Source organism: Pseudomonas sp. S2_A10 (assembly GCF_054668465.1).
This window is the reverse complement of the sequence record NZ_CP162773.1, coordinates 2,675,138-2,696,906: the sequence shown is the minus strand read 5'-3', so window position 1 is coordinate 2,696,906 and position 21,769 is coordinate 2,675,138. Positions and strand designations below refer to the sequence as shown.

The 21,769-nt window shown below is 61.7% G+C and carries 19 protein-coding genes; 13 read left to right on the top strand and 6 right to left on the bottom strand.

Annotated features, from left to right (window positions below; all coding sequences use genetic code 11):
* Positions 1–279: 279 nt before the first annotated feature.
* Together AB4N41_RS12140 and AB4N41_RS12135 are read right to left on the bottom strand one after the other, a co-directional pair.
* On the bottom strand, positions 280–1,176 hold the full coding sequence (locus AB4N41_RS12140) for a PA4780 family RIO1-like protein kinase (protein WP_016771829.1): 897 nt from the start codon (positions 1,174–1,176) through the stop codon (positions 280–282).
* A 332-nt stretch (positions 1,177–1,508) separates the two neighbouring features.
* Positions 1,509–2,786, bottom strand: coding sequence for an acetyl-CoA C-acetyltransferase (locus AB4N41_RS12135; protein ID WP_252877385.1), 1,278 nt, complete (start codon positions 2,784–2,786; stop codon positions 1,509–1,511).
* A gap of 237 nt (positions 2,787–3,023) precedes the next feature.
* On the opposite strand from AB4N41_RS12135, the gene AB4N41_RS12130 reads away from it, so the two are divergent.
* The 5 genes from AB4N41_RS12130 (at position 3,024) to AB4N41_RS12110 (ending at position 9,831) form a co-directional block, all read left to right on the top strand.
* On the top strand, positions 3,024–4,376 hold the full coding sequence (locus tag AB4N41_RS12130) for a 3-oxoacyl-ACP reductase (protein ID WP_252877384.1): 1,353 nt from the start codon (positions 3,024–3,026) through the stop codon (positions 4,374–4,376).
* Between the two features lie 2 nt (positions 4,377–4,378).
* A complete protein-coding gene (locus AB4N41_RS12125; protein ID WP_252877383.1) occupies positions 4,379–5,233 on the top strand; it encodes a MaoC family dehydratase in 855 nt (284 codons plus the stop codon).
* A 302-nt stretch (positions 5,234–5,535) separates the two neighbouring features.
* Positions 5,536–7,143 carry a collagen-like triple helix repeat-containing protein gene (locus AB4N41_RS12120; RefSeq protein WP_252877382.1) on the top strand — a complete coding sequence of 536 codons (1,608 nt, stop codon included), beginning with the start codon at positions 5,536–5,538 and terminating at the stop codon, positions 7,141–7,143.
* Positions 7,144–7,277: 134 nt separating this feature from the next.
* Positions 7,278–8,948, top strand: a complete 1,671-nt coding sequence (locus AB4N41_RS12115) for a ShlB/FhaC/HecB family hemolysin secretion/activation protein (protein WP_056787743.1) — start codon at positions 7,278–7,280, stop codon at positions 8,946–8,948.
* Between the two features lie 520 nt (positions 8,949–9,468).
* The gene (locus AB4N41_RS12110; RefSeq protein ID WP_041479635.1) at positions 9,469–9,831 is read left to right on the top strand and encodes a DUF6124 family protein; all 363 of its coding nucleotides are present in this window, start codon (positions 9,469–9,471) and stop codon (positions 9,829–9,831) included.
* 919 nt (positions 9,832–10,750) lie between these two features.
* Here AB4N41_RS12110 and AB4N41_RS12105 read toward each other — a convergent pair.
* Together AB4N41_RS12105 and AB4N41_RS12100 are read right to left on the bottom strand one after the other, a co-directional pair.
* Positions 10,751–11,158, bottom strand: a complete 408-nt coding sequence (locus AB4N41_RS12105) for a response regulator (protein ID WP_041480644.1) — start codon at positions 11,156–11,158, stop codon at positions 10,751–10,753.
* A 70-nt stretch (positions 11,159–11,228) separates the two neighbouring features.
* Complete coding sequence (locus AB4N41_RS12100) at positions 11,229–11,444, bottom strand: Flp family type IVb pilin (RefSeq protein WP_370593582.1); 216 nt, start codon at positions 11,442–11,444, stop codon at positions 11,229–11,231.
* Positions 11,445–11,773: 329 nt separating this feature from the next.
* Here AB4N41_RS12100 and cpaB point away from each other — a divergent pair, with 329 nt between their 5' ends.
* The 8 genes from cpaB to AB4N41_RS12060 are packed head-to-tail and all read left to right on the top strand — an operon-like array spanning position 11,774 to position 19,221.
* Positions 11,774–12,715 carry a Flp pilus assembly protein CpaB gene (gene cpaB, locus AB4N41_RS12095; RefSeq protein WP_252877380.1) on the top strand — a complete coding sequence of 314 codons (942 nt, stop codon included), beginning with the start codon at positions 11,774–11,776 and terminating at the stop codon, positions 12,713–12,715.
* 20 nt (positions 12,716–12,735) lie between these two features.
* Positions 12,736–13,953 carry a type II and III secretion system protein family protein gene (locus tag AB4N41_RS12090; RefSeq protein ID WP_252877379.1) on the top strand — a complete coding sequence of 406 codons (1,218 nt, stop codon included), beginning with the start codon at positions 12,736–12,738 and terminating at the stop codon, positions 13,951–13,953.
* Positions 13,950–15,140, top strand: a complete 1,191-nt coding sequence (locus AB4N41_RS12085; protein ID WP_252877378.1) for a pilus assembly protein — start codon at positions 13,950–13,952, stop codon at positions 15,138–15,140. Before AB4N41_RS12090 ends, AB4N41_RS12085 begins: the two co-directional genes overlap by 4 nt.
* Positions 15,137–16,405, top strand: a complete 1,269-nt coding sequence (locus tag AB4N41_RS12080) for a CpaF family protein (protein ID WP_252877377.1) — start codon at positions 15,137–15,139, stop codon at positions 16,403–16,405. The genes AB4N41_RS12085 and AB4N41_RS12080 overlap by 4 nt, the downstream gene beginning before the upstream one ends.
* 17 nt (positions 16,406–16,422) lie before the next feature.
* On the top strand, positions 16,423–17,307 hold the full coding sequence (locus AB4N41_RS12075; protein WP_095180898.1) for a type II secretion system F family protein: 885 nt from the start codon (positions 16,423–16,425) through the stop codon (positions 17,305–17,307).
* 1 nt (position 17,308) lies between these two features.
* On the top strand, positions 17,309–18,193 hold the full coding sequence (locus AB4N41_RS12070) for a type II secretion system F family protein (protein ID WP_252877376.1): 885 nt from the start codon (positions 17,309–17,311) through the stop codon (positions 18,191–18,193).
* Positions 18,194–18,216: 23 nt separating this feature from the next.
* Complete coding sequence (locus AB4N41_RS12065; RefSeq protein WP_252877375.1) at positions 18,217–18,939, top strand: tetratricopeptide repeat protein; 723 nt, start codon at positions 18,217–18,219, stop codon at positions 18,937–18,939.
* 9 nt (positions 18,940–18,948) lie between these two features.
* Positions 18,949–19,221 carry a DUF3613 domain-containing protein gene (locus tag AB4N41_RS12060; protein WP_252877374.1) on the top strand — a complete coding sequence of 91 codons (273 nt, stop codon included), beginning with the start codon at positions 18,949–18,951 and terminating at the stop codon, positions 19,219–19,221.
* Between the two features lie 105 nt (positions 19,222–19,326).
* Here the strand turns inward: AB4N41_RS12060 and AB4N41_RS12055 are convergent, their stop codons facing one another.
* Both AB4N41_RS12055 and AB4N41_RS12050 read right to left on the bottom strand, forming a co-directional pair.
* Entirely contained in the window at positions 19,327–19,689 is a 363-nt protein-coding gene (locus AB4N41_RS12055) for a DUF6124 family protein (protein WP_150741615.1), read from the bottom strand.
* A 1,230-nt stretch (positions 19,690–20,919) separates the two neighbouring features.
* Complete coding sequence (locus AB4N41_RS12050; protein ID WP_370695132.1) at positions 20,920–21,699, bottom strand: response regulator; 780 nt, start codon at positions 21,697–21,699, stop codon at positions 20,920–20,922.
* Between the last annotated feature and the right edge of the window lie 70 nt (positions 21,700–21,769).

Here is a 21,769-nt window from a genome sequence, read left to right as displayed (position 1 = left end):
GAATCCATAATCGACTCGGTTTTTTCAGGTCGATGTATGGCTAAAGACACCTCGGTCGGCCCCCTCTCCCTCCGGGAGAGGGACCGATTGGGGGATATTTGGGAGATACACCGACCTGAACGTTTTTCTTTGAATCCATAATCGACTCGGTTTTTTCAGGTCGATGTATGGCTAAAGACACCTCGGTCGGCCCCCTCTCCCTCCGGGAGAGGGCTGGGGTGAGGGTGCTTTTTGACTCAAACAAAAAACCCGGCCGAAGCCGGGTTTTTCATCACGCGATCACTGCATCCACGGCGGTGGAGGCGGTTCTTCGGGTTTGCCTTTCGGCGCGTCGTCCGCCGCGCGAATGGCCTGCTTGCGTTCCTCGTCGAGGCGCGCCGCTTCGATTTCGCGCAGCACCCCGCCGACATCCGCCAGGTCCTCCGGATCGTCGAACTCGCCGGTCAGCACACTGTTCGGGTGCAAGGTGCCGGCTTCGTACAACGCCCACATTTCCTTGGCATATTTGGTCTTCTTCAATTCCGGCGCGAAGCGACCGAAGTACGAAGCCATGTTGCCAACGTCACGCTCGAGCATGCTGAACGCGTGGTTGTTGCCCGCAGCGTCGACTGCCTGGGGCAAGTCGATGATGACCGGGCCGGTAGGTGTCAGCAGCACGTTGAACTCGGAGAGGTCACCGTGCACCAGACCGGTACACAACATCAGCACGATCTGCGAAATCAGGAAGGCGTGATACTCGCGCGCCTGATCAGGCTCCAGCACCACATCGTTCAGACGCGGCGCGGCGTCGCCGAATTCGTCGGCCACCAGCTCCATCAACAGCACGCCGTCGAGGAAGTCATAGGGTTTGGGCACTCGCACGCCGGCGCCGGCCAGACGGAACAGCGCCGCCACTTCGGCGTTCTGCCAGGCGTCTTCGGTCTCTTTGCGACCGAACTTGGACCCCTTCGCCATGGCCCGCGCCTGACGACTGTTACGAACCTTGCGGCCTTCCTGATACTCGGCCGCCTGGCGGAAACTGCGTTTATTCGCCTCCTTGTAGACCTTGGCGCAACGTAACTGATTGCCGCAGCGCACTACATAAACAGCTGCCTCTTTGCCACTCATCAGTGGACGCAGCACTTCGTCGACCAGACCGTCCTCGATCAGGGGTTCAATGCGTTTTGGAGTCTTCATCAGCTTTTATTGTGGGTCCTTTATTACCAAACACGCGAATGTCACTCGTTATACGGCAATCCTCGCCCGACGGGGAGGGGTTGCCGACCTGTGAACCTTGAGGCTGCACACACTGTGCCGGATCAATCGCAGCGACCCGGGCGAATCATAGCCGAGACCGTGGCATTGATTGGTATCGGTCGGCAAGGGCATTTGCGACAGAATCTGACATGCACATGCACCGGAGCACCTGTGGGAGCGAGCCTGCTCGCGAAAGCGCTCTGTCAGCAGAGAATGATGGCGACTGACACGGCGCCTTCGCGAGCAGGCTCGCTCCCACATTGGAATACTGCTTAGCGTTCAATGATCGCGGTGACACCCTGCCCGCCCGCCGCACAGATCGAAATCAACCCTCGCCCCTTGCCCGCCGCATCCAGCAGCTTGGCCAAATTCGCGACAATCCGCCCGCCCGTCGCGGCGAACGGATGCCCCGCCGCCAGCGAACTGCCTTTCACATTGAGCCGACTGCGATCAATCGAACCCAGCGGTGCGTCGAGTCCCAGGCGGGTTTGGCAATATTCGGGATCCTCCCAGGCCTTGAGCGTGCACAACACTTGCGCGGCGAAGGCTTCGTGAATTTCGTAGTAATCAAAATCCTGCAACGTCAGCCCATTGCGCGCCAGCAAGCGTGGCACGGCATACACCGGCGCCATCAGCAGGCCCTCGGCACCGTTGACGAAATCCACTGCCGCCGCTTCGCCGTCGCGCAGATAAGCAAGGATCGGCAAGCCGCGCTCTTTGGCCCATTCCTCACTTCCCAGCAACACCACCGAAGCGCCATCGGTGAGCGGCGTGGAATTGCCGGCCGTCAGCGTGCCCTTGGCGCTTTTCTCGAAGGCCGGTTTCAGCGCGGCGAGTTTTTCCAGGGTCAGGTCCGGGCGCAGATTGTTATCGCGGGTCAGGCCGAGGAATGGCGTCATCAGATCGTTGTGCCAGCCTTCGCCGTAGGAAGCGGCGAGCTTGTGGTGGCTTTCGAGGGCCAGTTGATCTTGTTCTTCACGGGGAATATTCCAGGTCTGCGCCATCAGTTCGCAGTGCTCGCCCATCGACAGGCCAGTGCGTGGCTCGCCGTTGCGCGGGAATTCGGGGATCAGGTGCTGGGGGCGCAACTGAAAAAGGGTTTTCAGTTTGTCGCCGGTGCTCTTGGCGCGGTTGGCCTGCAGAAGAATTCTGCGCAGGCCTTCGCTGACGCTGATCGGCGCATCGGAAGTGGTGTCGACTCCGCCAGCGATACCGCTGTCGATCTGGCCAAGGGCGATTTTATTCGCCACCAGCAGCGCCGCTTCCAGACCGGTGCCGCAGGCTTGCTGGATGTCATAGGCCGGTGTCGTCGGAGACAAGCGCGAGCCGAGCACACATTCGCGGGTCAGGTTCATATCCCGTGACAATTTAAGCACAGCGCCCGCCACTACCTCGCCGATGCGCTGGCCGTGCAGGTTGTAGCGCTCGATCAGGCCTTCCAGCGCGGCGGTGAGCATCGCCTGATTGCTGGCCGTGGCGTACGGCCCGTTGGAGCGGGCGAAAGGGATGCGGTTACCGCCGATGATCGCGACGCGGCGCAGCTGGGTCATGGATAACTCCTGTGGAATTTGCGGATTCACATGGAAACCTGTGGGAGCTGGCTTGCCAGCGATGGGGGCGGCACTCCCAACCCTTCAGCGGCTGACACTCCGCCATCGCGGGCAAGCCCGCTCCCACAGGGTCAGTGGTCTACTCTGCTAAACCAGCGTAGGCCTTATTGCGCCGATCGAACGATTGATTGCCGTAGACAGTCCACACTTTGAACCCCAACTTCTGGAGAGCGTTCCATGTCTGACCGCTATATCGACTTCGCCAACTCATCCTTCGGCCATCGTCTGGTCGGGGCCTTGGGCCTGCCGTCGCCGGTGCGGCTGGAACGCTGGCAGGCGGGGCGTCTGCGGCCGATCGAGGGCGCCCTGTTGATCGGTGGCGGGCCGCTGGCCGAACGGATCAGCGTGTTTGCCAATCGCTTGACCGACGCGATCTACAGCTACGGCACCGAGCCCTCGCTGGCCACTGCATGGATCCCCGGCCACGGGCCGAAACTCAAAGCGGTGGTGTTCGACGCCAGCGGTCTGCAACACACCGACCAGCTCAAGCAGTTGCGCGAGTTCTTCCAGCCATTGATGAAGAACCTCGACCATAGCGCGCATCTGGTGATCCTCGGCCGCGCGCCGGAAAACCTGCGTGATCCGTTCGCCTCCAGCGCACAACGAGCACTTGAAGGCTTCTCGCGCTCACTGGCCAAGGAACTGCGCGGCGGTGGCACCTTGCAGCTGATCTACGTCGGCGAAGGTACCGAAGATCAACTGGAAGGCCCGCTGCGATTCTTCCTCTCGCCGAAAAGTGCATTCGTTTCCGGCCAAGTGATTCGCCTGACCGCGTGCGCTACGCCAGTCACTGACTGGACCCGCCCGCTGGCCGGGCGCAAGGCGCTGGTCACCGGTGCCGCGCGCGGCATCGGCGCGTCGATTGCCGAAACCCTGGCCCGTGATGGCGCTGAGGTGATCCTCCTCGACGTACCGCCGGCCAAGACCGACCTCGAGGCCCTCGCCGCGCGCCTCGGCGGCCGTGCGATTACCCTCGATATCTGCGCCGATGACGCCGCCGCGCACTTGATCGAACAACTGCCCGACGGGCTCGACATCCTCGTGCACAACGCCGGCATCACCCGCGACAAAACCTTGGCCAACATGACCCCGGAATTCTGGGACGCGGTGCTGGCCGTCAATCTCAACGCGCCGCAAGTGCTGACCAAGGCGCTGCTCGACAGCGGCACCCTGCGCGACAACGCACGGGTGGTCCTGCTCGCCTCGATCAGCGGCATCGCCGGCAATCGCGGGCAGACCAACTACGCAGCGAGCAAGGCTGGCCTGATCGGTCTGGCCCAGGCCTGGGCGCCAACGCTGCTGGAACGCGGCATCAGCATCAACGCCGTCGCCCCCGGTTTTATCGAAACCCAGATGACCGCGCACATCCCGTTCGGCCTGCGCGAGGCCGGGCGGCGCATGAGTTCGCTGGGCCAGGGCGGCTTGCCGCAGGACGTCGCCGAAGCCGTGGCGTGGCTGGCGCAACCGGGCACGGGCGCGTTCACCGGGCAGGCGCTGCGGGTCTGTGGGCAAAGTGTTCTGGGGGCATAAAGATGAGCATCGAATGGCACACGCTGGATCGCGAACCGAGTCTGCCCGCGCTGTACTCGCGGGCGGCGACGCGACGCAAAATCACCGGTACGCAACTGCCCGACAGCGGCCTGCGTTGCTGGGTTGATATCGACGGCAAGCGGCTGGCGGCTTATCGCAAGGTCTGCGGTTTCGTCGATGACGGCCTGCTGCCGCCGACCTATCCACACATCCTCGCCTTTGCCTTGCAGATGCAATTGCTCACGGCCAGGGATTTTCCCTTCCCGCTGCTGGGGCTGATTCACCTGAGCAACCGCATCCGCGTGTTGCGACCAATGGGCGCGATCAGTCGCGCGCAAGTCAGCGTGCGCGTGCACAACCTGCAACCACATGCCAAGGGCGCGACGTTCGATCTGTTGACCACCCTCGACGATCAGCTCGGGCCGCTGTGGGAAGCCGAAAGCCGCATGCTCTGTCGCGGGGTGAAACTCGAGGGCGAGGCGCTGGCACAGGACTGGCAGCCGTCGCAGGATTTGCTTGAGGTGACGCGTTGGACTGCGCCGGCCGATATCGGTCGCCAGTATGCGAAAGTCTCCGGCGACTACAACCCGATTCACCTGAGTGCGGCGAGCGCCAAGCTGTTCGGTTTTCCCACCGCGATCGCCCACGGACTGTGGAACAAGGCGCGGACACTGGCGGCACTCTCCGATCACCTGCCCAAAGCCAACCTGGAAATCGCCGTGCACTTTCGCAAACCGGTGCGCCTGCCCAGTGAAGTGACATTGCTGGCCAGTGCCGCTGGCTCCAGCGGTGAGTTGCGTCTGATCGGCGCCGGCGACCTGGAACATATGGTCGGTCAGTGGCAACCGATCGCCTGATCTGGCGGGGCGGAAAAACCCGTTAATTGTGTATATATCACTTAAGTTTTTCCGCGCCCTACCCGCCGCTTTGCAAAAAACCGAGCCTTGAATTTCAAGGCTTTTTTTGCCCGTTTATTACCGGGGTATTAGTCCTTCGGCATAGCGCCGGACCCTTTATATAAAGGGGTTAATACCAACTTGAGAATGGTGAAAAACCTGCCGTCGACTGAGATTACAGCCACGGACGAGGCATCGCCGACGACAGATCGGCGAGCCATCGAAGGCAACGTAACGTTGTGACAGGTGCAGGAATCTCAATCATGAAAACTCAAGTGATGTGGTCCAAATCGGCAATCGCGCTGGCACTGATTCTTTCGGTCGGCCTCGTCGGCTGCAGCAGCGGCGGTGGCGGTCATCGCAGCAGTTCGGGCAGCTCGACGGCGGACGGCACGGCGGGTACCGATGGCAGCGGTGGCGCGGGCGGCGGAACCGGCGGCGATACTGCCGGCACTGGTGGCACAGGTGGCACCGGCGGCGATACCGCAGGCACTGGTGGAACCGGTAGCACTGGCGGTACTGGCGGAACCGGCGGCGGCACCGATCCGACCAATCCAACCAATCCGACAGACCCGACCGATCCCACCAACCCGACCAATCCCGCTGCACCTTCGCTGGTGACCACAACACTTGTTCAGGATGTCGGCAAAACCGTCAGCGGTGTCGGCGATGGCGTCGGCCAGATCGGCGATTCGCTGAGCACTGTTCCGGTCGCTGGCGGCATCGTGCAAAGCGTGGCCAACACCACTGGCAACGTGGTCAGCACCTTGGGCGATGGCGTCACTGATGGCATCGGCAAACTGGCCACTGCCCCCAATGGCCTGACCACCACCGTGGCCTCGGTTGGCGGCGTGGTTTCCGATGTTGGCGACGGCGTGTCGGACCTCAGCGTCAAACTCAACACCGCGACCCGCAGCGTTCCTGTCGTTGGCGGTGTAGTCACCCGCGTGGCGCCGCTGGTCGATGGCATCGGCGAAAAAGTCACCATGCTTGGCGACACCCTCAACACCTCACTGACAAGCGGCCCGACCAGCCAGTTGACCGACAAGGTCGGCAGCGGCCTGGTGCCGGTGATCGCCATGGTCGAAAGCACCACCGACAAACTCGGCGATGCCACCGGTCTGGGTGATCCGCTCAAAGGGGTGATCTCGAAAGTGGGCGGCACGGTGAACAGTCTTGGCGGCAAAGTTACCGACGCAGGCAGTGGCAATGCCCTGACCAACACCCTCGGCGGCGCCCTGAGCAACACCGGCACGGCGGTCGGCAAAGCGGGTGGTCTGGTGTCCAATGGCACTGGCTCGGGTACTGGCGGCATCGGTGGCATCGGTGGCGGGCTGGGCGGCACCGGTCTGCTGCAAACTGTCGGTGGTGCGGTGGTCAACGTCGGCAGCGGTCTGAATGCCGGCAGCACCAGCGGCGTGGTCAGTGCCGGCGGCGTCAGCGCTGGCGGGCTGGGCAACACGATTGCTTCGATCAACACCGTACTCGGTGGTTCGGGCACACCGATTACTGCATCCACCTCGCCGCTGGCCAGCGTCGGCGCCGCTGTCGGTGCGGGACTCAATCCGGTCACCAGCGCGGTCACCACTGTCACTCAACAGGTCGGCGCCGCTACCGGTCTCGGCACTCCGGTCGCTGGTCTTACAAATCAGGTGGGCGCCGCAGTCGGCAATCTCGGCGGAGCGATTGCCGCCACCAACAACCCGGTCACCACTGCTGTCGGCGGTCTGGTTACCAACGTCGGCGGCACCGTGGCAGCGGTCGGTGGTCTGGTCAACAGCGGCACTGCCACTGGTGGCGGCACGGCAACCGGTGGTCTGGGCGGGGTACTCGGTGGCCTGACCGGCGCGTTGAGCGGCAACAAACGCTAAATTGCACCTGGCCGATTCGACGGCCTTACCTACAGCGCCTACGCTTGGTTGAGGGCGGAAGATTCCCACGAGTCTTCCGCCTTTTTTCTACGGAAAAATCTGCCCTGTGCTGTGTTCTGACCATGGAGTGTCCTATGCGCGTACTGGCATCCCTGCTGTGCCTGAGCCTCAGTTCCGCTGCCCTCGCCGACACCTTGCCCAGCTTTCTCAACAGCAACGAAACCATCCGCAACCTGCCCGTTCCCAACCTGCCCGCCGACGCCTATCGCCCGAGCGCGGCGCCGCTGCAAGTGCCGGACCCGGGTGCGACCGCCGCGCAGCCACTGCTGATGGAAACCAAGGTCAACCTGAAGACCGTGCAGATCGAAGGCGGCACGATCTACCCGCTCAACGAACTCGCGGAAATCTACAAGCCCCTGATCGGCCGTCAGGCCAGCCTTGCCGAACTGATCGAAGCCACGCGCAACATCACCCGTCGCTATCAGCAGGACGGCTATCTGTTGTCCTACGCGTTCCTGCCGCAACAGAACTTCGATGACGGCGTGGCCCGCGTGGTGCTGGTCGAGGGCTATGTGCGCGATATCCAGATGCAGGGCGACATCGGTCGGGTCAAAGGCCTGCTCGATAAACTCGCCGCGAAAATCCAGGCCGAACGCCCGCTGACGCGCAAGACCTTCGAGCGCTACACCACGCTGATGAGCCGTATTCCTGGCGTGACCATCCAAGCGCAAGTGCCGCCACCGGGCACCACCGATGGCGCGACCACCCTGGTTGCCCAGGCCAGTCGCAAACCGTTCACCAGCACCCTGAGCACCACAGAAGACAACCGTAACGGCCCGCAGGCGTTGCTCGGTGTCAGCAGCAATTCGCAGACTTCGATGGGCGAACAGTTGAGCCTCAGCGGCCTGTTCCCGCCGGGTGACGACAAAGAGCATTACTACCGTCTCGACTACAGCCAGTTCCTCGATACCGAGGGCACGCAACTCAACGTCTCGGCCTCGCGTTACCGCGCCGACCCGGACACCGAAGTGCTGGTCGGCGGTGGCGGACGCCTGAGTACCCACCGCGAGAACGATCGCTACTCGATCGGCTTCAGCACGCCCTTGATCGCCTCCGCCAACGAACTGCTGACCGCCGGCTCACGCCTGTATGCGGTCGACGACAAGACGCGCTACGACGGCATCAACTTTCCCTTCAGCACCGAACTGCGCACCGACGTCCGCGCCCTGGCTTTCGAAGGCGACTGGCGCAAGGCCGACGCCCGCCAACTGCGCATCCTCAGTGCCGGCGTCTACCAAGGCTTCGACAGCCTCGGCGCACACACCAACTACGACGACATCGACCTGGATTTTTTCCGCGTGCGCTTGTCCGGCGTGCAGAGCGACAAGTTCCTCGACAACTGGCAAGGCGTGCTCTCGGCGGCGCTGTACTGGAGCGACGACACCTTGCCCGACAGCGAACGCGCCGTGTTCGGCGGGCAGAACTTCGGCCGTGGCTACCCCGACGACCAGGCCTCGGGCGACAAGGGTTGGGGCGTGGCTTACGAGGTCAACTACAGCTTCAACCGCGACGGCAACTGGGTGCGCATCCTGCAACCCTACGTCGTTGTCGACCGCTCGCGCAGCTGGTTCAACCAACTGCCGGTGCAGGCCAACAACCTGTCATCGACCGCCGTCGGGCTGCGCTTTGGTGATGCCAAGTATTACAACGTGGCGCTGGAAGTGGCGAAGGCGATGTCGGATGAAGCACTGGATACGTTCAATCGCAAGCCTCGGTACAGCATCAGTTTCAGTTATCAGTTGTGATGGTCGAGCGATGTGTCAGTCAGGATTTTTTTGACTGACGCACCGCCTTCGCGAGCAGGCTCGCTCCCACAGATTCGGCGGTGTTCATGGTTGCTGAGTACAACCGCCGTCCCTGTGTGAACGAGCCTGCTCGCGAAAGGGTTCGGCTATTCAACCGATTTATCGCAGCGCTTAAACCAGCCGTTTAAACACACGCCCCGTTACCTCGCAACAGCCCACAAATCCTTGCGCCGTTGCCTACGGCTACGCCAGAATCCGCCGGCTTGTGCGCCTGGGGCGCGGGTTCTATCGTTTGCCTGCCACTGCTCATCAGTGGTCGGGTTTAGTCGCCCGCTTGTCCACGACGCACAGGTTCCTGTCAGCCAGGTATTGCATACCTGCACTTGATGGTGGCTGTGCGCAGGGCGCCTTCGGGCGCGCCGATTTCGTGGCTCATCGGTCGACTAACCTGCGTGCAGCTGCCTCCCTTTCGTTTAGTCGCGAACCGGTTGCGGCCCTACTCCACAAGGAGACTGAGCCCGTGAAAAAGATAACGCCCGATCCACCCCTTGCCGATCCGACTTTCGCCGACCCGCTCGTCGAAGCGCAAAAACTCAAGGAAGCCGCCGACCGCGCCATCGATTACTACCTCAACCCCCGCCTCATCAAAGACCCCGCTGCACCGCGCAAACCCAGCACCCTGTTCATCGTCGACCCGGCTGCGGACAACGAAACCCTGCTGGTGCATGCCTGCGAATCACTGGCCTCGGCGAGCATCATGGCCAGCGACCTCGCCGGATTTATCGATGGACCGCAACGCAGCTCCCTGTTGGGGATACAACAGGTGATCATGCTGGGCGAACTGGCGGTCAACCGCGTACTGGACAGGCTTGTGCCGGAGTGACAAGAGCTAGAGGTTGATTGCGCAGGTGGTGAGTCAGGCAGAGCGTTGTTGGCTGACTGGCCGCCATCGCTGGCAAGCCAGCTCCCACAGGATTCATGTACATCAGGCAGGAATGGGTTGGCTGCCAGGGCGCTATCGCGAGCAGGCTCACTCCTACAGTTTTGATCGCGGGTGTTCAGTGAGAAACAGGTCGGCTGGCAGGGCGCCTTCGCGAGCAGGCTCGCTCCTACAGTTTGAATCGAGTACATCAGCGAGAAACAGGTCGGCAGGCAGACCGCCTTCGCTGGCAAGCCAGCTCCCACAGGATTGATGTACATCAGGAAGAAAATGGTCGGCTAGCAGGGCGCAATCGCGAGCAGGCTCACTCCTACAGTTTTGATCGTGGGTGTTCAGTGAGAAACAGGTCGGCTGGCAGGGCGCTTTCGCGAGCAGGCTCGCTCCCACAGGATTGATGTACATCAGGAAGAAATTGGTCGGCTGGCAGGCCGCCTTCGCGAGCAGGCTCGCTCCCACAAAAGCAAAAGCAAAAGCAAAGCAGCGCAGCTGCCCGCGGCGAAGCCGCCCCACTCAACAATGAGCGCAAGCTCGAGTGCTCTTGATCTTGATCCACCGGCGACGTCGGAAGGCTGAGTGGAGGGATTGATCCGGGCGTGGGAGCGTAGCGACCGTCTGGCGCAGCCAGACACAGCGGAAGGAGGTGCAGCGAAGCAAACCGGAGCCGCTGCGCCCGGATCAGTCCCGGAGCGAAGGAACCCGAGCCTGCGAGGGCCGAACGCAGGAGCTAGCGTTTTTTGCTTACTTTTTTAGGCGCTTGTAAAAAAGTAAGTCGCCGTCAGGCGAAACCGCCAGCCGCAGCACCCGAAGCAACGGATATTCACCCAAAACCCCACCAACACGGTCGGCCCAAAGGCCGCCGAGTTCACCCACCCTGAACCTTAGGCTTGGGAAAAAGATTATCGAGAGTCTCCAACAACCTCACGTGATAAATCGGCTTGCGAAACAGATCCAGCACCTGTAACCGCAACATATCGCTGACATCCTCCATATCCGCATGCCCCGACATCACAATCACCGGCAAATGCGCCCGCGACGTATGCTCACGCAACCGCCTGATCAGCGACATGCCCGACTCCTCCGGCATACGCAGATCAGTAATCACCAAAGCAATATCCGGATGCCGGGTCAGATGATGCAGCGCGAGCTTCACCGACGTCGCGGTATGACAGACAAACCCCTCCCCCTCCAGCAACTCCGCCAACTCCAGCAACGCGTCTTCTTCATCATCAACCAGAAGCAGTTGTTGGCGGGGCGACGAAGACGCGTTCATAGGCAATACCTGAATACTGAAAGGTAAATCCAGTGTAGTGCGATATCAGCCAGGTGCAGTGTTCACAAGATCAGGGCGTTGGCCGAGTCACAGCCGTACCATCGAGCGAGGTCAGAATATTGTTGAAGATCGCCAATACCCTGTCTCCAAGCGGAGTGACGAACGCCACAACCACCACAGCCACCATCGCCACCACAATCGCATACTCGATCGCCGAAGCACCCTCTTCACTGCGGGCAAACGCGCGAGCCTTGGCGATCACATAATCAAAAGTCATACGAAACATAGGTCCACTCCTTCGCGCCTCTGGCGCCGACATCACCACCGCGGCAAGGTTCCACCGTGCCACCTGAGCATTGTCAACAAACCCCCGCCCAACAACTGTAAGAACGCATTAATCACAAAGCATTAATCCCAACGTGTCTCGGCCATTTCCCGCTGTTAACCGGCCAGACTCACACTTTGGTACGGTTATTTTGCCTGTCACTAATGGCGCTTTTGCTTGGATCAGCTAGCTTGGAAATAGCGAAATAGTTGCATGTTCATAGCTGCCGATTCAGTCCGCCTTTCGCAAGCAAATGCAGTCGGTTGTGCAGCAGGAAAGGGAGAGCCGTCATGAACAGTCGCGTCACCATGGGCCTAGCCGCGTTGCTGTTGCTCGGCGCGGTTGTTGTCGGTTACTGGGGGCTGGTGCTCAGTCGTCAGCCGGCCCCGGTCGCCGAGGCGCCCGTCGCCCCAGCGGTCAGCATTGAACAGACTGTCGCGATTGCCGAAGACCAGACCCGCCAACCGGTGGTGGTGCTGCTCCACGATGTGCCGCCGTTCACGCCGTTGACCGCCGCCGATGTAACCGTGGAAAAACTGCGCAGCGCACCGGCGGGCAGCCTGACCAGCATCGAACAAGCAGTCGGCCGCACGCCTTGGCGCCACCTCAGCGCTGGCACCTGGCTCAATGACGAAAGCTTCCAGGCCGGCGGCGCGCTGGCGCGGATGATTCGCCGCGACGAGCGCGCGCTCACCGTGGCCGTCGATGAAGTGATCGGTGGCGCCGGACAGTTGCTGCCAGGCGATTACGTCGATGTGCTGCTGTATCTGCGCGAGGACGCGAGCAATCTGCAGCAGTCGGCGCAGATCGCCGTTCCGGCCTTGCGCGTGCTCGGGGTCGGCGATCAGTACGGCCTGACCAACGACGGCCAACCGGCGACGCCCAGCCTCAGCGCCGAAGAAAAACTCAAACAGGACCAACGCCGCATCGCCGCGCGGACTGCGGTGCTGGCGGTGCCGGAACAACTGCTCAGCCGCCTGATGCTCGCCACTCAAGTCGGCACGTTGCGTCTCGCGGTGCGCAGCAGCGAAGAACAGCGGCTGGCCAAATATTGGGCCGGCGAAGCGCAATCGCCCGCGCATCTGGATCGCGCCAACAGCCAGCTCTTCCAGTTCACTCAACTCGCCCTGGGCAGCGCGCAAAAAGCACCTGCCACCGCCAGTGCCGACGCGGCGCCCAGGCCTGCGGTGGAAATCATTCGCGGCAACCAGATCAGCCAACAAACCCCATGACTGCGCAAGGATTCACGTGCATGCAGAGTCGACTCAGACCGACATTGAAACCGGCGCTCCGGGCCTTGCTGTTGTTGGGATTGACGATGGACAGCGCCGTCGCGGCGGTCGGCAACTGCTCGGCACTGCCGCGCCTGCCCTCGGTGATCGAGATCGGTGAAGGCTTCCAGCAGGATATGCAGTCACCGGTGGCAATCACTCGGCTGGCAGTGGGCGATCCGAAAATTGCCGACGTGCATGCCAATGGCGGTTCGTCCTTTTTGCTCACGGGCGTCGGCCCCGGCGCGACCAGCCTGATGGTCTGGACGGCCTGCTCGGCGCAGCCGCAGCAAGCCATGGTCTTCGTCCAGGGCGCGGCGACCACGGCGCTGACCAGCAGCGTGCCGTCGGACGATCCGACCCTGCCGTCGCAAGTGCAGACCGACATCCGTTTCGTCGAAGTCAGCCGCACCAAGCTCAAGGAAGCCACGGCCTCGCTGATCGGCACCCGCGGCAATTTCCTGTTCGGCTCGCCTGGCACACTGCCGCCGATTGACGGCGTGCCGCAGCCGCGCCTGCCGGTGGATAACTCGCTGTTCAATTTTTCCTGGGTCGGCGGCAAGACCATGGCGATCATCAACGCCCTGGAAACCAGCGGCTTCGCCTACACCCTGGCGCGGCCGAGTCTGGTGGCGTTGAACGGGCAGAGTGCGAGCTTCCTGGCCGGCGGAGAAATCCCGATTCCGGTGCCCAGTTCCGGCAGCGACAGCGTGTCGATCGAGTACAAGGAATTCGGCATCCGCCTGACCCTGACGCCAACCATCATCGGCCGCGACCGCATCGCCTTGAAAGTCGCCCCGGAGGTCAGCGAACTGGATTTCGCCAACGCGGTGAACATCGCCGGCACCACCGTTCCGGCGCTGACCATCCGCCGCACCGACACCAGCGTGTCGCTGGGTGATGGCGAAAGTTTCGTCATCAGCGGTTTGATCAGCACCACCAACAGCTCGCAAGTGAACAAGTTTCCAGGCCTGGGCGACATTCCCATCCTCGGGGCGTTTTTCAAGGGTTCGCAAATCAAACGCGAAGAGCGCGAACTGCTGATGATCGTCACCCCGCACCTGGTCCAGCCATTGGCGGCGGACGCGCGACTGCCGTCGTTGCCGGGGGAGAAACTGCGCAATTACGACCCGAATTTCTATCGCATGTTCTTCCTCGAGAACGGTAACTTCGACAAGCGCAGCGGGTTGTCGCAATGAGCCAGAACCTCAGTCAGACCTTCCTCGCCATCACCCGCAACAGCACCGATCTGGAATGGCTGCAAAGCGCACTCGCGCCACTGGGCCAGGTGGTCAGCGCCGGTGCCGGCAGCCTCGACGAACTGCTCGCACTGGTCGATGTGACGTTCGCCAATCTGGTCTTCGTCGGTCTCGATCGCGAGCATGTCGTGGCGCAAAGTGCGCTGATCGAAGGTGCGCTGGAAGCCAAGCCGATGCTGGCAATCGTCGCCCTCGGCGACGGCATGGACAATCAGCTCGTACTCAATGCGATGCGCGCCGGTGCACGGGATTTCGTCGCCTATGGCTCACGTTCAAGCGAAGTCGCCGGGCTGGTGCGGCGCTTGGGCAAACGCCTGCCCGCCGTCACTCCCAACACGCAGCTGGGCGGGCTTACCGTGATGTACGGCGTGCAGAGCAGTTCCGACGGTGCCTTGCTCGCCAATCACATGGCCATGGTGGTGCAGAAGAGCGGCCAGCAAACCTTGCTGCTCGACCTTGGCCTGCCCCGTGGCGACAGCCTCGCGCTGTTGGGGCTGGAGAGCTCGTTTCACTTCGGCGACGCCCTGCGCCATCTGCGCCGGCTCGACGCTACGCTGATCGACAGCGCTTTCACCAGCGCCGACCACGGCCTGCGCATTCTTGCCTACGCCATCACTGACGAGCCGCTGGAAACCACCAGCGCCGCCGAGCTGTACATGCTGCTCAGCGCCTTGCGCCAGCACTTCCAGCACATTGTCGTGAACCTCGCCGGGCAGGCCGACAGTGAGGCGTTGCGCACCTTCGTCAGCCATTGCGACAAACTGCTGTGGTACACCGACCAGAACGTACTCAACTGCCGACGCAACCTCGCCGTGCTTAACCAGTGGCGCGATAAAGGCATGAAACTCGAGCACGGGCGCTTGCTGATCGATCGCTACCTGAGCAACGTCGCGCCGGATGCCGAGACCCTGGGCAAGACCTTCAATCTGGAAGTCATCGCCGTGCTGGCCTTTAGTCCCGATGTGCGCCTGAACGCGAAAAACCAGGGCGTCAGCCTGTTCGAACTGGCGCCCCGGGAGAAACTCACCCAGAGCCTGCGCACCCTCGGCGAGCGCTTGGCGAAACGCTCCGAAGGCCTGAACAAACCGAAAGTCACCTGGTTCGACCGTCTGCGAGGCCACTCATGAGCGCAGAAAAACTCTTTGGCGCAACATCGCACGGAGCGATCGGCAACAGCGATCACGAAGGCCTGAAACTGGTCCTGCACCGCTACATCATCGACGCCATCGAGGAGTCGGGGAAAAACCTGCTGGAAGGTTCGCGCCAGCAACTGGCGCAGTTCGTCACCGACAAGGTCGCCGAATACATCGCGCGTTTGCACCTGGCGATCTCGCGCTACGAAATGGAGCGCCTCGGCGAAGAAATCGTCGACGAACTCACCGGATTCGGCCCACTGGAAGTCCTGCTGCGCGACCCGTCGGTGACGGAGATTCTGGTCAACGGCCCGCACCGGGTGTTCATCGAGCGCGACGGCGTTTTGCATCAAAGCGATCTGCGTTTTATCGATGCGCATCACGTCGAGCGGGTCATGCAACGCATCCTTGCGCCGCTCGGGCGCCGCCTCGATGAGTCCTCGCCGATGGTCGATGCGCGCCTGCCGGACGGCAGCCGGGTCAACGCGATCATCCCGCCGATTGCCCTCGACGGCCCGTGCCTGTCGATCCGCAAGTTCCGCAAGGACATGCTCAAGAGCACCGACCTGATGGCGATGCAGACCATTGATCTGGCGATTTTCGAATTCCTGCAGAACGCCGTGGGCAAGCGCTGCAACATCCTGATCAGCGGCGGCACCGGCACCGGCAAGACCACGCTGCTGAACATCCTCAGCCAGTTGATCAACCCGCACGAACGGCTGGTGACCATCGAAGACGTCGCCGAACTGCAACTCGGCCATCCGCATGTAGTGCGTCTGGAAACCCGTCCGCCCAACGCTGAGGGGCATGGCGAGGTCAAGGCCAGCGACCTGATTCGCAACGCCCTGCGCATGCGTCCTGACCGGATCATTCTCGGCGAGATCCGTGGCGTCGAAGTGGTCGACGTGCTCACCGCGATGAACACCGGCCACGACGGTTCGATGAGCACCGTGCACGCCAACAACGCCCAGGACGCGCTGCTGCGTCTGGAGACACTGGTCGGCCTGACCGGGCGCTCGATTGCCGAACGCACCCTGCGTCAGATGATCTGCGCCGCCCTCGACGTGATCATTCAACTGACACGCATGCCCGATGGCCGGCGCTGCGTCAGTGAAGTGGTGGAAGTGGTCGGCATTCGCGAGGACGTCTACGTCACCAACACCCTGTTCCGCCTCGACCGCCGCACGGGGTTCGGTTTTGTGCGCGAAGCGGTCAACCCGGCCGGCGACAAGCTGCGCCACGAAGCTCACCTGGGCTGACGGCGAGGAGCACGCAGATGCTGGGACCGATCATTCTCATCGCCATTTGCCTGATGCTGCTGGGGCTGTCGATCTATCTGTTCCTGAAAGGGCTGCGCAAGACCGCGAAGGAAAAAGTCCTCAATCGACTCGCCGCCGGACAACCGCAGCTGGCCGTCGAGCAGGCCAGGTGGGTGGGACTGGAACGGATGTTTTTACGTGCTGGACTGGGTCGGCCGAGCGAGCGTTTCGGTCTGTGGCTGAGCCTGTGGGCAGCGGCAATGGGCCTGGGATTTCTGCTCGCCAGTTGGGTCGGCCTGCTGATCATGTTGCTCGTCCCGCCCGTGGCGTTGCGGTTGTACATCGCCATTCGCTACCGACAACGGATCCGTCGCATGATCGAACAACTGCCGCAACTGCTCGACCACACCGTGCGCAGCCTCAAGTCCGGGCGCACCCTCAGCGATGCAGTCCTGGGCGCCATCGAAGCCAGTGAAGCCCCTTTGAAAGCGGCCATGGGCCGGGTACAGCGCAACGTGCAACTGGGGGTGAACTTGCCTGACGCCGTCAGCGATTTTGCCGAACTCTACGAGCAGGACGAACTGCGCATGTTCGCCCTCGGCCTGAAGGTCAACCACCGCTACGGCGGCAACGCCAGTGAGCTGCTGGAGAACCTGATCAAACTGATCCGCGAGCGCGACCAGGGCGCGCGGCAGTTGCGCGCCCTCACCGGGGAAACACGCATGACCGCTTGGGTTTTGGGTTTGCTGCCGCTGATTCTGGTGAGCTATTTCATGCTGACCAACCCCGGCTACATGCTCGGCATGTGGCACGACGAAAGCGGCCAGACCATGCTGCTCAGCGCCGCCGTGTTGCAGGTGCTGGGCAGTCTGGCGCTGTGGCGCATGTTGCGGAGCGTTTGAGATGGTCTGGCTCGCGGCGTTGCTGTTGCTCCTCGGTTCGCTGTTATTGGTGGGCAATCACCTGCTCACCGAGCGCCGCCGCGTGCGACAGGTGCATCAGCGCTTGCACGGTCAATTGGTCCGGGAGAACCGTTTCGGCCACTGGCTGCGCGCGCTGGGCAACAGCCGTTTCGGCCGGGGCTCGGTGAGCATCGACAGCGAAACCCAGACCCTGCTCTGCCGGCTCGGCTGGCGCCGCGCCAACGAACGCGCGCTCTTCGCCGCCTGCCAGATCGGCACGCCGCTGCTCGCTCTGGGGCTGGCGATCTTTTTGCAGGAAGTGTTTTTCCCGCAGACCAGTCACCGCTGGATGGCGCCGATGTTCGCTGCGGGCGGCGGCTATCTACTGCCCAAACGCCTGCTCGCCTACGCCGCCGCCCGCCGACAGAAAACCATCGCCGTGGAAATTTCCACGTTCATACCGCTGCTGCGCATCCTCTTCGAATCCGGCATGGCGGTGGAACAAGCGTTGCGCGTGCTCAGCGTCGAAGCGCAGAAACTGCTGCCGGAACTGACCAGCGAACTGCGCCTGATCCTCAGCCGCGTCGACTCGGGTCTGGAGCTGGGGCAGGAGCTGAACAAGACGGCGGTGATGCTCGCGGTGGACGAATTCACCGACACCTGCGTGATCCTCCAGCAACTGATCCACCAGGGCGGCGGCGCGATGAAATCACTGCTGGCGCTCAAGCAATTACTCGATGACCGACGCCTGACCCGGCTGCAGGAATACATCTCGAAAATGTCCGCGAAGATGTCGGTGGTCATGATGCTGTTTCTGTTTCCGGCCCTGCTCATCGTACTGGCCGGCCCGGGCTTCACCGCCATTGCCCGCGCCTTCGCAAACTGACCTTGGCTCATGGAGAGCGTTTGATGAAAGTACTGATAGTCATGACAAGTCTGTTGCTGATCAGCGGCTGCGCCACGGACGGCCAGGCGCCGTGGACCTCGCTGCTGTCGCCGTCCAGCTGCAGCAAACTGACCTCGGAGCAGGAACTGTCGCTGAACCTCGCCGATGACCTGGCCAGCGACGGCAAGCTCCACGCCAGCCTCGCCAACCTGCAAAGCCTGCCGGACAACCTCAGCGAAGTGCGCCTGCGCAAAGCCAAGGTTTATCGCCTGCTCGGCCGCAGCGAAGCCGAGCCGCTCTACCGCAGCCTGCTCGGCGGCTGCCTCACCGCCCAAGCCGAACATGGCCTCGGTCAGGTCTACGCCGCCCGTGGCGACAACGGCCAGGCCCAGGCCCACCTGCAACGCGCCGCGCGCCTGGCGCCCACCGACGAAAAAATCCGCAATGATCTCGGCGTGGTCTACCTCAACCAACTGCGCCTCAACGAAGCGAAATTCGAATTCCTCACCGCCATCGAACTGAGCCAGAACAATCAACTGGCGACGCTGAACATGGTCACCCTGCTGCTCTACCAGAACGACTGGCCGCAAGCCGCGGAAATCGTCAGCCGCTCGAAACTGACCCCGGAACAATTCACCGAAGCGCAGCAACGCGCAGAAAAACTCAAAGCCCCGGCCAACGCCAAAGCCACACCCGGCGACCGCGTCGCCGCCTTCATCGACCCGCTACCGCCGACGCTCGAATAGGAGACAGCCATGACCATCCGCAAAGGCCTGTGCTACCTGACCCTGCTCACCCTGCCCCTCAGCGCCCAAGCCATCGACGCCGGCCCTGCTTCTGCGCAGCAGCAGGAAACCGAAGGCTGGCTGGTTCTGCAAAGCCGCAACAAAGCCGCCTCCCCCAAACCTCAGAGTGCAACAGCCACCGAACGCGAACTGGCGATGCGGCGCTGGCTGAAGAAATACCAGTACGAGATCCCGGATTTTTATGATCCGGATGCGGGCGGGAAGATCGAGAGCAAGAATTAGTTTGGTGGTGCCCTTGAAGGCCCCTTCGCGAGCAGGCTCGCTCCCACAGTCGACCGCGTGCTTTCGGTGGGAGCGAGCCTGCTCGCGAAGAACGATAACGCGGTTTCAACGCTGCGGATCAACCCGATCCAGCGCCCGATTCACGGCTAGCTCGGCCAACATGACAATCTGCTGAATCGCCAACGCCGTGCTGCGCTGAAACCCGCTCAACTCGCCAGCGAAATTACTCGCCATCGCACTCGCTGACGCCAGCGACTCACAGGCATGCGCCAACAAGCTTTCGGTATCGACATTGGGCACCACCATGAACAGCGCGCTGGGCGGGTGCGGTTTTGCGGGTTCGGGGCAGAGATAGAAATCGAGCGCGCGTTTTATCGCTTCGCGGTTTTTCACAAGATCGTCGGCGCGCATGGCGTCTTCGAGCGGGGTGGTGGGGGATGGGGGTGGGTCTGGGATCAGTTTGTCCATTAAAACGGCTCTCCAAAATCTGCGGTGCGACCCAATGCCATTCTCACGGGGCAAAAGGTGGCAACTGTATGCGGGGTGAGAATACCGGTTATGGACACCCGGCCAGACCGAAGTCTGCCCGCACACAGCCGCCATGACACATTGCAGACAGCGGACAAGCTGGCGGCGATTATGCGTGCACAGATACTGGATGACCATAAGTAGCAGGGTTCTCACACCCGATCGCCGAAGATTCGACGACAGCCAGAGACTAGTGACCCGACGTCCGACGGACAACCTGAAAACCTTGTGGGAAGGTTCTGGCAAATCACACACAGATTTAAACAATCAAAACCAAAAGCACCCTCACCCTAGCCCTCTCCCAGAGGGGAGAGGGGACCGACCGAGTTGTTTGGGCGAAGTACACCGACCTGAAAAACCGAGTCGAACACAGATTTTGAAGCAGATCAAAAGCACCCTCACCCTAGCCCTCTCCCAGAGGGAGAGGGGACCGACCGAGTTGTTTGGGCGAAGTACACCGACCTGAAATACCGGGTCGAACACAGATTTTGAAGCAGATCAAAAGCACCCTCACCCTAGCCCTCTCCCAGAGGGAGAGGGGACCGACCGAGTTGTTTGGGCGAAGTACACCGACCTGAAATACCGAGTCGAACACAGATTTTGAAGCAGATCAAAAGCACCCTCACCCTAGCCCTCTCCCAGAGGGAGAGGTGACAGACCGAGTTGTTTGGGCGAAGTACACCGACCTGAAAAACCGAGTCGAACACAAATTTTGAACAACCCACAAATCGGCTCCCTCTCCCTCGGGAGAGGGCTGGGGTGAGGGGCGAATCCAGCGCAAAACAAAAGCCAGACACCGCATGCTTTTCACCACTCAAAACAATGAGCGCAAGCTCGAGTAGCTTTTGATCTTGATCTGGGAGCCCGTCGGCAGGCTGAATGGAGGGATTGATCCGGGCGTGGGAGCGCAGCGACCGTACGACGCAGTCGTACACAGCGAGTGTAGGTGCAGCGGAGCAAACCGGAGCCGCTGCGCCAGGATCGATCCCGGAGCGAAGGAACCCCGAGCCCCAGCGAGCGGGCCGAACGTCAGGGCGAAGACCTTTTGGTTACTTTTGGGGCGTTTGCCAAAAGTGACCCGCCGTAAGGGCGGAACCGTAATCAGCGACACCAAAAAAACGGATATTCACCCCAACCACCCAAAGCATGGTCGGCCCAAAGGCCGCCAAGTCAATGCGCAGTAACCCGCTGCCGCCCAGCAGATCCAACGGGCGAAAGGGCCAAAGCCAACTGCGTCCGATTATGCATATGCGTCAACCGCAACACCTGCGACACATACAGCTTCACCGTGTTCTCGGTAATCCCCAACTCACAGGCAATCTGATAATTGGTCTGCCCCTTGCCCACCAGCCGCGCCACATCCAACTGCCGGGGCGACAACTGACTGAACACCGCCGGCATCTCCACGGACTCAGGCTCACCATCACTCACCACCGGCACGGGCGAGCGCCGCACCTTGTCCAGATCCTGATAAAGGTCATCAATCGACTCGGACAAAAACTGCAATTTCTGATTCAAATGCCCCAGATGCAGATTCTTCTGCCGCTCCTGCAAAGCCAGCTCCTGACGCTGCACACCCTCGAGCAACTCTGCCAGATCAATCGGCTTCTGATAGTAATCGGCAATCCCCGCACGCAATGCCTTGATCACATCCTGCTTGTCAGCGCGCCCGGTGAGCATGATCGCCTCGAACACCCGCTGCTTGCCGGCCAGCCGCTGCAACGCCTGGATCAACTCGATGCCATCCATGTCCGGCATGTGCAAATCACTCAGCACCAGACCGATGTCCGGGTCCGCCCTGAACAGCTCGATGGCTTCAAGACTCGAGTCGCACGGCACGCAACGGTAGCCACTGCTCTCGAGAAACTCACAGAGCTCTTCGACGATCAGCGGCTGATCATCGACCACGAGGATTTTTACCGAATTAGGCTTGTTCACGAACCACTCCATTTGCTCGGCCAACGCTGACGATTCCTGCACTTTGGTGGCGTATTCGCCTGAATTGAAAGTAGACCCACTT

Coding starts and splice junctions, on each gene's coding strand:
- AB4N41_RS12140 (WP_016771829.1), bottom strand. CDS start 1,176: ATGAAGACTCCAAAACGCATTGAACCCCTGATCGAGGACGGTCTGGTC.
- AB4N41_RS12135 (WP_252877385.1), bottom strand. CDS start 2,786: ATGACCCAGCTGCGCCGCGTCGCGATCATCGGCGGTAACCGCATCCCT.
- AB4N41_RS12130 (WP_252877384.1), top strand. CDS start 3,024: ATGTCTGACCGCTATATCGACTTCGCCAACTCATCCTTCGGCCATCGT.
- AB4N41_RS12125 (WP_252877383.1), top strand. CDS start 4,379: ATGAGCATCGAATGGCACACGCTGGATCGCGAACCGAGTCTGCCCGCG.
- AB4N41_RS12120 (WP_252877382.1), top strand. CDS start 5,536: ATGAAAACTCAAGTGATGTGGTCCAAATCGGCAATCGCGCTGGCACTG.
- AB4N41_RS12115 (WP_056787743.1), top strand. CDS start 7,278: ATGCGCGTACTGGCATCCCTGCTGTGCCTGAGCCTCAGTTCCGCTGCC.
- AB4N41_RS12105 (WP_041480644.1), bottom strand. CDS start 11,158: ATGAACGCGTCTTCGTCGCCCCGCCAACAACTGCTTCTGGTTGATGAT.
- AB4N41_RS12100 (WP_370593582.1), bottom strand. CDS start 11,444: ATGTTTCGTATGACTTTTGATTATGTGATCGCCAAGGCTCGCGCGTTT.
- cpaB (WP_252877380.1), top strand. CDS start 11,774: ATGAACAGTCGCGTCACCATGGGCCTAGCCGCGTTGCTGTTGCTCGGC.
- AB4N41_RS12090 (WP_252877379.1), top strand. CDS start 12,736: ATGCAGAGTCGACTCAGACCGACATTGAAACCGGCGCTCCGGGCCTTG.
- AB4N41_RS12085 (WP_252877378.1), top strand. CDS start 13,950: ATGAGCCAGAACCTCAGTCAGACCTTCCTCGCCATCACCCGCAACAGC.
- AB4N41_RS12080 (WP_252877377.1), top strand. CDS start 15,137: ATGAGCGCAGAAAAACTCTTTGGCGCAACATCGCACGGAGCGATCGGC.
- AB4N41_RS12075 (WP_095180898.1), top strand. CDS start 16,423: ATGCTGGGACCGATCATTCTCATCGCCATTTGCCTGATGCTGCTGGGG.
- AB4N41_RS12070 (WP_252877376.1), top strand. CDS start 17,309: ATGGTCTGGCTCGCGGCGTTGCTGTTGCTCCTCGGTTCGCTGTTATTG.
- AB4N41_RS12065 (WP_252877375.1), top strand. CDS start 18,217: ATGAAAGTACTGATAGTCATGACAAGTCTGTTGCTGATCAGCGGCTGC.
- AB4N41_RS12060 (WP_252877374.1), top strand. CDS start 18,949: ATGACCATCCGCAAAGGCCTGTGCTACCTGACCCTGCTCACCCTGCCC.
- AB4N41_RS12055 (WP_150741615.1), bottom strand. CDS start 19,689: ATGGACAAACTGATCCCAGACCCACCCCCATCCCCCACCACCCCGCTC.
- AB4N41_RS12050 (WP_370695132.1), bottom strand. CDS start 21,699: ATGGAGTGGTTCGTGAACAAGCCTAATTCGGTAAAAATCCTCGTGGTC.